General features: G+C 71.1%; 15 protein-coding genes. 4 read left to right on the forward strand and 11 right to left on the reverse strand.

Annotated elements, in window-relative coordinates:
- Positions 1-37: 37 nt before the first annotated feature.
- A complete protein-coding gene (locus ACFYP5_RS01135; protein WP_389028905.1) occupies positions 38-799 on the reverse strand; it encodes a class I SAM-dependent methyltransferase in 762 nt (253 codons plus the stop codon).
- 92 nt (positions 800-891) lie between these two features.
- Between ACFYP5_RS01135 and ACFYP5_RS01140 the strand changes: the two genes are divergently transcribed.
- On the forward strand, positions 892-1,521 hold the full coding sequence (locus ACFYP5_RS01140; RefSeq protein ID WP_389028908.1) for a CGNR zinc finger domain-containing protein: 630 nt from the start codon (positions 892-894) through the stop codon (positions 1,519-1,521).
- On the opposite strand, the gene sodX is transcribed toward ACFYP5_RS01140, so the two are convergent.
- Complete coding sequence (sodX, locus tag ACFYP5_RS01145) at positions 1,425-1,871, reverse strand: nickel-type superoxide dismutase maturation protease (RefSeq protein ID WP_389028911.1); 447 nt, start codon at positions 1,869-1,871, stop codon at positions 1,425-1,427. The two genes, ACFYP5_RS01140 and sodX, sit on opposite strands and share 97 nt — an antisense overlap.
- Positions 1,872-2,049: 178 nt before the next feature.
- Here sodX and sodN point away from each other — a divergent pair, with 178 nt between their 5' ends.
- A complete protein-coding gene (gene sodN, locus ACFYP5_RS01150) occupies positions 2,050-2,445 on the forward strand; it encodes a superoxide dismutase, Ni (RefSeq protein ID WP_327422083.1) in 396 nt (131 codons plus the stop codon).
- Positions 2,446-2,560: 115 nt separating this feature from the next.
- On the opposite strand, the gene ACFYP5_RS01155 is transcribed toward sodN, so the two are convergent.
- Positions 2,561-4,045 (reverse strand): MFS transporter, encoded by a 1,485-nt coding sequence (locus ACFYP5_RS01155; RefSeq protein ID WP_389028913.1) that lies wholly within the window; start codon positions 4,043-4,045, stop codon positions 2,561-2,563.
- Between the two features lie 99 nt (positions 4,046-4,144).
- Here ACFYP5_RS01155 and ACFYP5_RS01160 point away from each other — a divergent pair, with 99 nt between their 5' ends.
- On the forward strand, positions 4,145-4,756 hold the full coding sequence (locus ACFYP5_RS01160; RefSeq protein WP_389028916.1) for a TetR/AcrR family transcriptional regulator: 612 nt from the start codon (positions 4,145-4,147) through the stop codon (positions 4,754-4,756).
- Positions 4,757-4,803: 47 nt separating this feature from the next.
- Here the strand turns inward: ACFYP5_RS01160 and ACFYP5_RS01165 are convergent, their stop codons facing one another.
- From ACFYP5_RS01165 to ACFYP5_RS01180, 4 genes are all read right to left on the reverse strand, one after another.
- Positions 4,804-5,421 (reverse strand): nucleotidyltransferase domain-containing protein, encoded by a 618-nt coding sequence (locus ACFYP5_RS01165; RefSeq protein WP_389028919.1) that lies wholly within the window; start codon positions 5,419-5,421, stop codon positions 4,804-4,806.
- Positions 5,422-5,506: 85 nt separating this feature from the next.
- Positions 5,507-6,445 carry an NAD(P)H-binding protein gene (locus ACFYP5_RS01170; protein ID WP_389028922.1) on the reverse strand — a complete coding sequence of 313 codons (939 nt, stop codon included), beginning with the start codon at positions 6,443-6,445 and terminating at the stop codon, positions 5,507-5,509.
- On the reverse strand, positions 6,442-6,807 hold the full coding sequence (locus tag ACFYP5_RS01175) for a DUF952 domain-containing protein (protein WP_389028924.1): 366 nt from the start codon (positions 6,805-6,807) through the stop codon (positions 6,442-6,444). Before ACFYP5_RS01175 ends, ACFYP5_RS01170 begins: the two co-directional genes overlap by 4 nt.
- Before the next feature lie 156 nt (positions 6,808-6,963).
- Positions 6,964-7,959, reverse strand: coding sequence for an NAD-dependent epimerase/dehydratase family protein (locus tag ACFYP5_RS01180; RefSeq protein ID WP_389028927.1), 996 nt, complete (start codon positions 7,957-7,959; stop codon positions 6,964-6,966).
- 225 nt (positions 7,960-8,184) lie between these two features.
- Here ACFYP5_RS01180 and ACFYP5_RS01185 point away from each other — a divergent pair, with 225 nt between their 5' ends.
- Positions 8,185-8,640 carry a group II truncated hemoglobin gene (locus tag ACFYP5_RS01185; protein ID WP_389028929.1) on the forward strand — a complete coding sequence of 152 codons (456 nt, stop codon included), beginning with the start codon at positions 8,185-8,187 and terminating at the stop codon, positions 8,638-8,640.
- 130 nt (positions 8,641-8,770) lie between these two features.
- On the opposite strand, the gene ACFYP5_RS01190 is transcribed toward ACFYP5_RS01185, so the two are convergent.
- From ACFYP5_RS01190 to ACFYP5_RS01205, 4 genes are all read right to left on the reverse strand, one after another.
- Positions 8,771-9,442 (reverse strand): DUF6304 family protein, encoded by a 672-nt coding sequence (locus ACFYP5_RS01190; protein WP_389028932.1) that lies wholly within the window; start codon positions 9,440-9,442, stop codon positions 8,771-8,773.
- 82 nt (positions 9,443-9,524) lie between these two features.
- Positions 9,525-10,121 (reverse strand): GNAT family N-acetyltransferase, encoded by a 597-nt coding sequence (locus ACFYP5_RS01195; protein WP_389028935.1) that lies wholly within the window; start codon positions 10,119-10,121, stop codon positions 9,525-9,527.
- A 157-nt stretch (positions 10,122-10,278) separates the two neighbouring features.
- On the reverse strand, positions 10,279-11,328 hold the full coding sequence (locus tag ACFYP5_RS01200) for a family 2 encapsulin nanocompartment cargo protein polyprenyl transferase (protein WP_389028938.1): 1,050 nt from the start codon (positions 11,326-11,328) through the stop codon (positions 10,279-10,281).
- Positions 11,329-11,599: 271 nt separating this feature from the next.
- A complete protein-coding gene (locus tag ACFYP5_RS01205; protein ID WP_327422096.1) occupies positions 11,600-13,006 on the reverse strand; it encodes a family 2B encapsulin nanocompartment shell protein in 1,407 nt (468 codons plus the stop codon).
- Positions 13,007-13,090: the final 84 nt, after the last annotated feature.

Raw genomic sequence — 13,090 nt, forward strand, 5'->3', positions numbered from 1 at the left:
CCGGAGTCCGTACCGCCCCGACTTGGGCATGCTGCCGCTACTTCACGGCGAGTACCAGGGCATCGGAGGGCGAGGCCCAGACGGCCCGTGCCTCGCCGAAACCCGCGGCGCGCAGCGTCTCCGCGTGCCACTGGGCGGACGGCATGTCGCCGTCCGCGTGCTCGCCGTAGATCTTGTACCGTTCGGCGGTCGGTGCGGCGAGGACCGGGTCCTCGGCGGCGAGGCCCCACCAGTCCGCCCAGTCGAGGGCGCCCGCGGCCTTGGCGCGGTCCATGGCGGCGTGCCGGTGGGCGCGTTCGGCCGCGTTGATCCGAGGGGTCGCGGTGTCGATCATGCGGTCGGCGTTCATGAACACCCCGCCGTCCCGGACGAGCCCGGCGAGCTGCCCATAGAGCGTGGTGAGCGGTTCGCTGTGCAGCCAGTGCAGGGCGGTGGCGGTGAGGACGGCGTCGTACGTGTGGTGCGGCAGCCGCTCCACCCACTCCGGGTCCTTGAGATCGGCGGTCACGAAGGTGGCGCGGTCGTCACCGGCGAAGGAACCGCGGGCGATGGCGAGCAGCGCGGGATCGAGGTCCACGCCGGTACTGGTGGCCTCGGGGAAACGCTTGAGCAGCCGGTCCGTAATACTTCCCGTACCGCACGCGAGGTCGAGCACCCGTGGTTCGGGTCCCGCCACGGCCTCGACCATGTCCAGCATCACCCGGAACCGCTCCTCGCGGTCGGGCATGTACCACTCCTGCTGCCGGTCCCAGCTCTGCTGCCAGGCCTGCCAGTCGGTGCCCGCTGCTGTCTCCGTCACGAGAATCCCTCCAATGTAATACCCTGAAACTGCAAACGCCTATTACCCGATCGCCGCACGACGACCTTAGACCGACCAGGTAAGGACTACAAGTGGAACTGGCCTATTACTCGGACTATGCGGTGCGCCTGGTAAACACCGAGGAGCCGGCCCGAAACAAGGACGTCCTCACCTCCGTCGAGGCGGTCCGCGAGCTGTTCGGCGTCAACGCGCAGGCCGCGAGGCGCGCCACCGATGCGGATGTGACCCGCTTCCGTTCGGTACGGGCACGGCTTCGCGCCGTCTTCGAAGCGGCCGACAGCGGCGACGAGACGCTCGCGGTCGACCTGCTGAACTCGCTGCTGCTGGAGTTCCCCGTCAGCCCGCAGATCTCCGGGCACGACACCCGTGACGAGGACGGCAAACCGGACTGGCACATGCACCTGGCCGACCACCCGTCGAACGCCACGGCCGGATACGCGGCCATCGCGGCGATGGGACTCGCCTTCCATCTCACGTCGTACGGCGTGGACCGGCTCGGCCTGTGCGAGGCGGCGCCGTGCCGCAACGCATATCTCGACACCTCGACCAACCGGTCCCGGCGCTACTGCTCGGACCGCTGCGCGACCCGCGCCAATGTGGCCGCCTACCGGGCCCGCAAACGTCTGGAGGCGGAGCGCACGGCCGACACCGGCCGCAGCGTGGTCAGCGCCCAGCCCAGCACCCCGAGCACCGACCTCTGATCCTTCCTCAGCGGCCGGTAGCGGACCTGGACCCTGGCCAGCACCAGCTCCTCGGGCACCGTCCCGTAATCCGTGCTGTCCCCGCCCGCGAACGTGTTGTCGCCCAGCACCCACCAGCCGCCCGCGCGGCGCTCGACGGCCCGCTTGACGACCAACAGGTCCTGCTGGAACGGATGGCGCAGAATCACCACGTCACCCGGGCGCACCGGCGCCCCGTACTGCACAAGCAGCCAGTCCCCGTGGTGGAGCGTGGGCACCATCGAAGGCCCCGTCACCTCCACCACCTGGAACGGCACTCGCGCCGCCAACCCGCGCGCGGGCTCCTGTGTCAGCTCCTGCCCCTCCGGCATTTCCGGCACCTCCCCGGTCCGTTCAGTACACCGTCCCGCATACCGTTCCGCACATTCGGCCACTGGTCCCATCCTCACCCCGGACTTTTGGCCTAAGCCCATGGGGGCACCCGCAAAAACGAGTCCCTCACGGAGTAATGTCCCACCTGAGAAGACGATCACGAGGAAGGACAGCTCAATGCTTTCCCGCCTGTTTGCCCCCAAGGTGAAGGTCAGCGCCCACTGCGACCTGCCCTGCGGCGTGTACGACCCGGCCCAGGCCCGCATCGAGGCGGAGTCCGTCAAGGCCGTCCAGGAAAAGTTCCAGGCCAACGAGGACCCGCACTTCCGGGCCCGCGCGGTGGTCATCAAGGAGCAGCGCGCCGAGCTCGCGAAGCACCACGTCTCGGTGCTGTGGAGCGACTACTTCAAGCCCCCGCACTTCGAGAAGTACCCGGAGCTGCACCAGCTGGTCAACGACGCCCTGAAGGCGCTGTCGGCCGCGAAGGCCTCCACCGACCCGGCGACGGGCCAGAAGGCGCTGGACTACATCGCCCAGATCGACAAGATCTTCTGGGAGACCAAGAAGGCCTGATCGCCGTTTCCGAGCGATTCGACCTGCCACGCAGGCCGAGGCAGCGAACAGAAGGGCCCAACCGGTCTTGCCGGTGGGGCCCTTCTGCAGTGCGGAGACCGCTCGGGAGACAGGATCAGGGGGTGCGCCCCGCTCTCCCGAGGAAGGCCCCCGCGAGCAGCGAACCAGCCAGGACGAGCGCGGAGTTGACCAGGATCGCGACGGTGACCCCGGACAGGACTCCGTGGGAGCCGGTGTCGCCGAGTGCGGTCATCCGGGCGGCCGCGATCGCGCTCATGACCGGGATGCCCATGGTGATTCCGACCTGCTGGGTCATCGTGGCGAGCCCGGTGGCCAGGCCCTGTTCGGCGTCGGGGAGGCCGGAGGTGGCTGTGACCATGAACCCGACGATCATCAGCATGTTGCCGATGCCGCCGACGAACGTGGCCGCGAGCAGCAGCCAGATCCAGGCCCCCGACGTGCCGAGCGCGACCAGGGCGAGGGTGGCGGCAGCCTGGACGGCACCGCCGGTGACGATGGTCGTCCGGTTGCCGTAGCGGCCGACCGCTCGTCCGGCGAGCGCGCCGCCGATCACGGTGCCGATACCCAGGACGCCGAAGGCGAGACCTGTGCTGAGGGGCGTGTAGCCGAGCACTTCCTGCAGGTAGAGGGTTAGCAGGAAGACCAGCGACGTCTCGGTGACGAACGCGATCAGTCCGGCGGCGTTGCCCCAGATGACGCTGCGCCGCTTCAGGATCCGTACGGGCACGAGCGGGGTTGCGGCCCGCTTCTCGACCGACCAGAAGGCGACGAGGAGGGCGACGCCCGCCAGAAGTGCTCCCAGGGTGGTGGGTGTGGTCCAGCCGGTCTCGCCCGCCTGGGTGAGCCCGAAGACCAGTGCGAGCAGGCCGCCGGTGACGGTCACAGCGCCGGGAATGTCCAGCTTCGACCGCCCGGTGGGGCGTGAGTCGGTAATGACGGACGGAGCGAGGACGAGGACCAGGAAGGCGACGGGGGCGTTGATGAAGAAGGCCCAGCGCCAGGAGAGCAGGTCGGTGAGCAGCCCGCCGAGGATGGCCCCGGTGGTGAACCCGGCGGACATCAAGGCGCCGTTGAGGCCGAGGGCGCGTTCGCGCAGCGGGCCTTCCTTGAAGGCGGTCGTCAGCAGGGCGAGTCCAGCCGGGGTGACGGCCGCGGTGGCAAGACCCTGCAGCACCCGTGCCGACAGAAGGACTTCGGGCGAGGTGGCGAGTCCGCCGAGGAGGGAGGCGGCACCGAGCACGGCCATACCGCCCAGGAACAGCCGCTTGCGGCCGACGATGTCGGCCACGCGGCCGAAGAGGAGCGTGAAGCCTGCGGCGGCGAGCGCGAAGGCGGTGGCGATCCACTGGAGGTTCGTGAGGGCGAAGCCGAGCCCCTCTCCGACGGCCGGCAGCGCGACATTCAGGATCGAGAAGTCCACCGCGATCATGAACTGGGCCCCGAGGAGCAGTGCGAGGACGAGCTTCTGCCGCCCGGTCATGCCGGCCTCGGACTGCGGGAAGTCGGCGTCGGCAGCCCGGGTGGTGGCAGTGTCACCCTCGGCGACAGCCGGTGAGGGGGTCGTGCTGGGTACGGACATGAGCGTCCTTCCTCAGGCAGGTTTTAACGGTCCCGTGGTTCCGTTAAGATGGCGTCACCGTAACAGAGGAACTCCCTCTAATGAAACTGGAGACCCGTTATGACTTCCGAGGGTGTGGAACCAGGCACCGTCAGGCCCGGTGGCCGTACCGCCCGGGTACGGGAGTCCGTCCTGCGGGCGGCGGGGGACGCCCTGGCCGAACACGGCTTCGACGGCCTCGACCTCGCCGATGTCGCCCGTCGCGCAGGGGTCGGCAAGACGACCGTCTACCGGCGCTGGTCCACCACCACCGGCCTGGTCGCCGACCTGCTCGACGACATGGCCGAGCAGTCCACCCCGCGTACGGACACGGGTTCGCTCATCGAGGACCTCAAGGCCAATGCGCGGCTCGTCGCGAAGACCCTGTCCGATCCGCGCCAGGGCGCCCTGTTCAAGTCGGTGATCGCCGCGGCGACATGCGACGCGCGCACGGCCGAGTCACTGAACCGCTTCTACGCGATCCGCGTCGAGGAATGGGCGGCCTGCGTCACCCAGGCCCTGGAACGCGGGGAGCTGCCCGCTGGCACGGACCCCGGCGAAGTGATCCGCGCCGTCTCGGCACCGCTCTACTACCGCCTGCTGACCGGCGGCGGCCCGCTCGACACAGCGGCGGCCGACCGCGCGGCCGAGGCGGCGGCCGCGGCGGCACGGGCAGGGGTGTACGTGAGGTGAGGCACCGCATGACGCGGTGCACGGTGCGCGTCCGCCAGGGACCACCGTCACCGGTACCTGCGCAGACGTGCCACCCAGGGATGGTCGGCGGCGTACGCCAGGGTGATGGTCTCGGTCAGCCAGGCACGTTGGTCGGCGGTCAGGACCCGCAGCGCCGTCGTGAAGTCCTCCTCGTCCTTGGGGCGCCGCGACTTCGCCTTGTACAGGAGCTGCACATGCAGGGCCAGGTACGGGATGCCGTCCCCCGAGACCCGGCCCAGCCGGTCGAGCGGGAGGCGGATGCGGGTGTCGCGGCGGAAGGCCCAGTCGGTGCCGTCCGCCTCGTCGAGCATGAGCTGGATGCGCCAGGGCTCGTCGGGGCCCGGCCGGCACCAGATGTCGTGGACCCCGTGCGGGAGGATCTCGCCGGGGAGCCACGGGCGCAGGGTGCCGGGCGGGTCGGCCGCCCACCACTCCCAGCCGGCGAGCACCTGCTGGGCGGTCAGCTGGTCGCGGCGCAGCAGCGTGACGTCGATGTCGGCATGGTCGCGGAAGGCGTGGCCGACCGCCAGCTCGACCGCGTAGCCGCCCGCGATCCACCAGGGGGCGCGCAGCGAGGCGAAGCGGCGGGCGACCTCGGCGAGCGGGGCCGGGTCCCAGGGGCCCCAGGGGGTTTCCGTGCGCATGGCTGTCGTTCCGTCCCTTCGTTCCGGTCGGACACCCGGCCCGTTCGCCGCCGGCTCCCCGGTCGTCGGTCGTGCCGTCGGAGGGTCAGGGGGCCTTCAGCAAGTGCCGGTAGCTGTCCGGATTCTCGCTCAGGTATGTGGCGAGGCTCTTCGCCGGGCGGCCGGTGAGGCGCGTCACCGCGTCCGAGACCGTGGACATCTCGTCGGCGGCGATGGCCTCGTACGACGTCACCCAGCCGGCGACCTCCCACTCCTCGGCCCCGTACCGCTCCCGTGAGGCGTAGGCCTCCTCCCGGGTCTCCGGGTGATAGGTGACGGTGCGTCCGGAGGCCCGGCTCAGTCCTTCGGCCGCTTCGGCGAGGGTGAACGCCTCGGGTCCGGTGAGCTCGTACGTCACCCCGTCGTGGCGGGTGTCCTCGCTCTCGGTGTCGGCGAGCAGGACGGCGGTCGCCGCGTCCGCGATGTCCTCGTGTGCAACCGCCGCGACCCGGCCGTCACCGGCCGGGCCGCGCAGCACCCCGTCGGCTCCGGTCATGGCAGGGATACCCGCGAGGTACCAGCTGTCGCGCAGGAAGGTGTGGCGCACACCGGAGACACGGATGTGGGCCTCGGTGTGCCAGTGGTCGCGGGCGAAGGTGAACGTGGCGTTCGGCGCGGCACCCAGGAAGGACACGTAGACGATGCGTTCGACATGGGCGGCGACCGCCGCGTCCACGGCGGTGGTGTGTTCGAGCACCCGGTTCGGGCTCTCGTGCGCCGAGACGAGGAACAGGGTGTGCGCGCCCGCAAGGGCCTGGCGCATCGCCTCCCCGTCACCGTAAGCGGCGGGCGGTGCGGCGACCGCCCCGGGCAGCTCCGGCAGCCGGGACGGGTCGCGGCCGAGGAGCCGTACGGGGACACCGGCGCGCGCGAGCCGCTGTGCGACACGGCCGCCGACCGCGCCGCTCGCACCGGTCACCGCGATGATCGGGGCATCCCTGACGGCGGTGCTGCCGCCGGGTTCCATGGGGCGTGTGGTGTTCATGCGGGGCTGCCTTCCTTGCGCAGCCAAGGACGCACTTCCACGACCGCGTCCACCGGGACGGGTCCGTAGATGTGCGGGAACTCCTCGCCGCCGGGCGCGAGGGCCTCGTACCGCACGGGTACCGGGAGCCGCGCGGGATCGATGACGAGTACCACCAGGTCCACCGGAACCCCGGCACCGGCCGGGACCTCGGAGCCGTACAGCATCTCGGCCACGCCCGGGAGCTGGTGGGGCGACGAGCAGTGGATGAAGCCCTCTTCGTGCAGAGTGCGGCCGCGGGTGGACATCTCGTACGTCCCGGTCCCGCGGGCCGCCTCCCACAGGGGGCGTTCGGTGAGGTGGAGCAGCAGTTCTTCGGCCATGGGGCCCAAACTAGCTGCGCAGGCGGCTCCTTCGGGCCATCGGCGTGGCCGCCGATCCGGCCGTCGGCAGCGGGGCGGTCCCGCCGGCGAGGTGCCGCACCGGATGGGCCGGACGGCGCGCGCCGCCTGCCCGACAGCCGGCGTCCCTCGCCCCTGTCACTTCAGCAGTTCCGCCTCGGTCTCGGGGTCCAGCCCCACCACAGGGCGGTCCGGCCGCTGCGGTGCCGTGCCGCCCAGCTCGCACAGCCAGTTCCAGGTGTCGGTGACCGTCTCCCCCACCGGCCGGCAGTGCAGCCCTGCCGCGTACGCCTTGCTGACATCGCCGCGGTGCAGGGTGTCGTGCAGCTCACCCGGCGGCAGCCAGACCGGCAGGTCGGTCCATGGCTCCACGCCCGCCGCGAGGATCTTTTCGGCGGCCGTCCAGCGCAGCACGGCGTCGGAACCGGTGGCGCGTACACAGGCGTCCAGCAGCTCGCCCATGGTGGTGTGACCCGGGCGGCTGACCAGGTTGTACGGTCCGTGCAGGCCGCGCTCCGCCGCGTCCAGCAGCCAGTTCGCGAGGTCGCGGACGTCGATGTACTGGAGCGGGGTGTCCGGGGTGCCCGGCGCCACCACGGGCCCACCGCGGGCGATCCGTCGCAGCCACCACGGCAGCCTGCCGATGTTCTCCCACGGGCCGAGGATCAGTCCGGCGCGGGCCAGCAGGGCGCGGTCGCCGAAGGCGTCGAGCGCGGCCAGTTCGCCACCGCGTTTGGCCAATGCGTACGAGACCTCCGCCCCGTCGTCCGGCGAGGCGCCGGTCACCAGCGGTCCGTCCTCGGGCAGTCCGGCCGGGGTCGGGTACGCGTACACCGAACGGCTGGAGACGTACACGTGGCGCCCGGCCCGGTCCGTGAGCAGCCGGGCCGCGTCCCGCACCGCCGAGGGCGCGCCGCTCCAGGTGTCGACGACCAGGTCCCAGCCGCCCTCCTCCGCGGCGGCGAGCGCCGCGAGGCCGTCGTCGGTGGTGCGGTCACCGAACAGTTCGGTGGTGCCCGGCGGGGGTGAGTGATGGCCGCGGTGGAACACCGTGACCTGCCAGTCCCGCGCGAGCGCCGCCTCGGTCACGGCGCGCCCGACGAATTCCGTACCGCCCAGGATCAGAAGCCTCATGGGCCGACTCTGCCCTTGGGCAAGGCGGTTGGGAACAGTTCCTCGCTCTGGGCGGAATCGGGCAGGCCGGTGGCCTCTGATGCCACGGCTGACCACGGCGGGACAGCTGAACCTGTGCCCCCGCTTGATCCGCCGGCAGCGAACGGCCCCGGCGGGCCACGCCCCCTGATGGATGCTGGGCCCAGCGGCCCGGGGCGGACCGGGTCCGGCCATGGAGGTAGGCGCGTGAGCGAGCGTCCGGAAACGCTGTACGAGGCCATCGGCGGTGTCGACGTACTGCGTCGGCTGAGCAACACCTTCTACGACGAGACGCTGGCGGATCCGCTGCTCGCCCCCGTTTTCGCGGACTTCACTCCGACCCATGTCGAACATGTCGCCGTGTGGCTGGCCGAGATCTTCGACGGTCCTGCCGACTTCACCGGGAGGCTCGGGGGCCATCAGTCCCTGTTGCGCTCCCATCTCGGGTTGTCGATCACCGAGCCGCAGCGGCTGCGCTGGATGGAACTGATGACAGCCGCGGTCGACAAGGAGCTGCCGGACGACGAGCTGCTGCGCCGCCGTGTACTGGAGTACTTCGACTGGGGCACCAGGATCGCGCGCGATGTCTCGGCGTCCCCGGCCGGTGCGGATCTCGGCGATCCGGGGCCGACGCCACGCTGGGGCTGGGAGGGCCTGCGCTGACGGCCGGCGCTCCCACCACCGGCGCACGCCGACGCCCGGCGCGTACGACCGCTGACCGCCAGGCACGGCCGAGTCCGGTACGGACCGGGTGCAGCAGTTCTTCCCGGGTGCCTTCCGGTCTTCGGGGCTCTCAGGCGAGTTCGAGCGGGAACGCGCCCCTGTGACCTGTACCCGCACCCTCTGCCGGGCGGGCCTCGAACTCGCGGCAGCTCCAGATCTCCTGGACGAAACCGGTCCGCCGGTCCCACAGATCGAGCACATCGTCCTCGCCCGCCGCGCCGCGGTACGCGTCCTTCGCACCCCGGAAACAGGCAAGTCCGCCGGAGAGTCCACGGTCGGTCGTCGCCGGGAAGTAGTCCGAGAACGCACAGGCGATGCACGACTGCAGGCGGACTCCGGGCGGGAGGGAGCGCTGGATCATGGCGAGCGCGGTGGCGAAGTCGCACTCGGCCCGGCGCGACCCGTAGACCGCGCCGCCGAAGTGCAGCTCCAGATGGAGATCGGCGTCGGGGCGGCGCAGCGACAACAGGCAGCCGAGCGTGGCCTGGTGGACCGTGCCGTCCGCGACGACCGGAAGCGGCAGGTCCCACTCCAGCACACAATCGGTGAGTGCGCCGTCCGCCAGGGCGAACATTCCGCTCTCCGGCGGCATGCCGGCCACCGGAGCGAGGTCGTCGAAGCTTTCGCCCTCGAAGTCGACGCCCCTGACCCGGATGCGGAGTTGCTGTCCATCGGTGGTGAGGATGAAGGCCTCGGAACCTTGCCGGTCCCGGTACCACCCTGCCCATGACTCATCTGTCATGGGCACGGACTGTAGCCCGTGCCCATCGCCGTCGTCCGGCCGCCCTCCACTTCGCCGTCGCGGGCGCCGCAGGCCCGTGACCTCAGCCGACCTGCGGCTCCCGCCACATGGGCCACATCGACGGACCGTCCGGGAGTTCGACGGTCGCGCCCATGAAGGTGAAGCCCAGCCGTTCGTAGAGCCGGCGGCTGCGCGCGTTGCTCGCCTCCAGGTAGGCGGGGACGCCGTCGCGGTCGCAGCGCTCCAGCACCTCGGCGATCAGGGCCGCACCGATCCCCTCCCCCTGGCGGTCCGGGGACACCCCGATCATGAGCAGATACTCGTGGGCCCGGTGGTGCGGGTGGATCGCGCCCGTGAGCCTTCCCACCAGCTCGGCCCGCTCGTTGTCGGGGTCCGCGGTCGCCCGCATCACGGCGGGGGTGGTGTCCTCCTCCATGGGTACGCCCGCGGGCACGGGCAGCCACAGGGCCACGGCCGTACCGTCCTCCAGCAGGTCGATACGGCCTTCGGCGAGCGTGACGTCGACGAAGACGCCGAGGAACTTTCCGTGCACGGCCCGGCGGTGCGTCTCGTCCGGGAAGACCCAGCCGCTGACCGGGTCGTGGTGGAACGCCTCGTCCAGGAGCCGCACCACCTGTTCGCGGTCTTCCGCTTCCGCCTGCCGTATCCGTACGCCCATGTCCGGCTCCCGCTCTCGCTCGTACCACCTCAACCGACGCACAGGATCTTAGAGTTGATGCCGTACAGGTCGGGCGGGAGACGGCCGGTCCGCTGCCCCCTCTCCTGGCCGGCGCGACCGGCGCGTGACGACCGCTTCCTCCTTCTTCTTTCCTCCGTCAGTGGGTCCGGCGGGTGACGAACTCCGCCAGGGCGAGCAGATCGCCCGCCGCCGCCAGGTCAGGCACCGCCCGGGACAGATGGTGAACCGCGCGGGCCATCCGGTCCGCCGCGCTGACCTGCGCCCAGTCCCGGCCGCCGGCCCGTTCGACCGCGTCGGCGGCTCGGTTCACCTCGCCGGGTGTGCGCATGGAACCCCGGTAGAGCGCGGCCAGTTCGGCCGCCGCCGGGGTGTGGGAGGTCAGCGCGGCGACCACCGGCAGGGACTTCTTGTGGGCGGCCAGGTCCGCCCCGACCGGCTTCCCGGTCTGCACCGGGTCCCCCCAGATGCCGATCAGATCGTCGATGAGCTGGAAGGCGAGTCCCGCCTCGCGGCCGAAGCCGTCCATCGCGCCGACCGCCCGCTCCGCCACCCCGGCGTACAGCGCACCGAGTGCGCAGGCGCAGCCGAGGAGGGCACCGGTCTTGGCGGTGGCCATGGCGAGACACTCGTCGAGCGAGACCTCCTCGGGGCCGCGCTCCTCGAAGGAGCAGTCGGCCTGCTGTCCCGCGCACAGCTCGATGACGCAGTTCGCGAGTCGCGCCGAGGCGCGTGCCGACGCCGGGCGGGTGTCGTCGGCGAGCAGCCGGTGGGCCAGCGCGAGTATGGCGTCGCCCGCGATGACGGCGGCCGGGATGCCGAACACCGTCCAGGCCGTGGGGCGGTGCCTTCTGGTCCGGTCCTCGTCGATGACGTCGTCGTGCAGGAGGCTGAAGTTGTGGACCAGTTCCACCGCCACGGCTGCCCGCACCGCCTGCTCCGCGTCGCCGCCCACCGCCCGGGCCGCGGCGAGGACGAGTGCGGGCCTGATCGCCTTGCCGGCCTGCCCGGCGACGTTCGGAGCGCCGTCGGCCTGCTCCCAGCCGAAGTGGTACATCGCGACACGCCGGATGGATCCGGGCAGCGACTCGACCGCGGCCCGAAGTTGCGGATCGACGAGACTCCGGGTGCGCTCCAGGAGCGTCAGGGCCGCGTGCCCCTCGGTGGTGGCGGTGTCCGTACTGATCATGGTCACAGTGGCTCCCTCAGGTCACCCGGGCCGGAGCGAACCGGCCGGGGGCGTGGGTGGTGCGGTGGGTCGGTGTTTTCCACCGGGGCAGCGCCACAGGCCGCTGGGCCCGTAGGTCACCCCGTCGGAGCGAAACCAGGCCCGTCCCAGCGAACCCGGCTCGGGACGCCGGTCCGGGGCCGGGGCGAACCGGCCCGGGGCACCGCGGATCGACGGCCTCCGGCCCGGGGAGGGCGTGGGACCCGGACGGGCGGTCCGGGTCCCGCGGCCCTCAGCGCCAGCGGCTGACCTCGACGTTCTCCAGGACCCCGAGGGCATCCGGCACCAGCACGGCCGCCGAGTAGTAGGCCGTCACCAGGTAGGAGATGATCGCCTGCTCGTCGATGCCCATGAAGCGGACCGAGAGGCTCGGCTCGATCTCGTCGGGGATGCCGGTCTGCTGGAGCCCGATGACCCCTTGCTCGGCCTCGCCGGTTCGCATGCAGATGATCGATGTGGTGCGGGCGTCGGTGACCGGGATCTTGTTGGACGGGAAGATCGGCACACCGCGCCAGGCGGGCACATGGTGGCCGCCGATCTCCACGCTCTCCGGCACCAGCCCGCGCCTGCTGCACTCGCGGCCGAACGCGGCGATGGCCCTCGGGTGGGCGAGGAACAGCTTCGATCCGCGGCGGCGCGAAAGCAGTTCGTCCATGTCGTCGGGGCTGGGCACCCCGTCGTGCGGCTGGAGGCGCTGGTCGTAGTCGCAGTTGTTGAGCAGCCCGAACTCCCGGTTGTTGATGAGCTCGTGCTCCTGGCGCTCACGGAGCGCCTCGACCGTCAGCCGCAGCTGCTGCTCGGTCTGGTTCATCGGTTGGTTGTACAGGTCGGCGACCCTGCTGTGGACCTTCAGCACGGTCTGGGCGACGCTCAACTCGTACTCGCGCGGCGCCGATTCGTAGTCGACGAACGTGTGCGGGACGACGGCCTCGCCCACATGACCGGCGGAGAGGTCGATCTCCGCCTCGCCGTACTTGTTGGTCCGCTGGTGCGGGATGTTGAGCAGCCCGGCAAGATGTGCGCGGAGCGAGTCAGCCCGCTCGGCCAGGTTGAGCACATCCGCCCGCCTCAGCGTGAGCACCGTGCACGCGGTGACCGCGCGGGCCGTGTACTCCCAGACCGCGTCGCCCTCGATCAAGGAGTGGTCGCCGAAGTACGCCCCGTCGGCGTGCACGCCGAGCACCGCCTCGTCGCCGTAGGGGCCGGTGCCGACCTTCTCGACCTTGCCGTGCGCCAGCAGGAAGACCCGGTCCGCGGACTCCCCGGAGGCCGCGATCACCTGCCCCGCGGCGATCTCGCGCTGCTCGCACCGCCGGGCCAGCTCGGCGAGCACCTCCTCGTCACCGAAGTCCCGCAGGGCGGGCAGCTCACCGAGCTCCGCGGGGATCACCGTGACCCGGTCACCGGTCTGCACGAACGTCACCCGGCCGTCTCCGACCGAGTAGCTCAGCCGGCGGTTCACCCGGTAGGTGCCGCCCTGCACCTGCACCCATGGAAGCATGCGCAGCAGCCACCGCGAGGTGATCTCCTGCATCTGTGGAGCGGACTTGGTGGTCGTCGCGAGGTTCCGCGCAGCCGCCGTGCCCAGACTCTGCTGCGGCGATGCCTGCGCGTTCTGAACCTCTTCACCAACGGACATCTGACGTCCTCTCGATCATCGGCTGACCTGCGAGAAGAAGCCTTTCAGCGTGAAGACGCAGCACGCTATTACACAAAAGAGTGT

It is taken from the genome of Streptomyces sp. NPDC005262 (assembly GCF_042872425.1).
Taxonomy (GTDB): Bacteria; Actinomycetota; Actinomycetes; order Streptomycetales; family Streptomycetaceae; genus Streptomyces.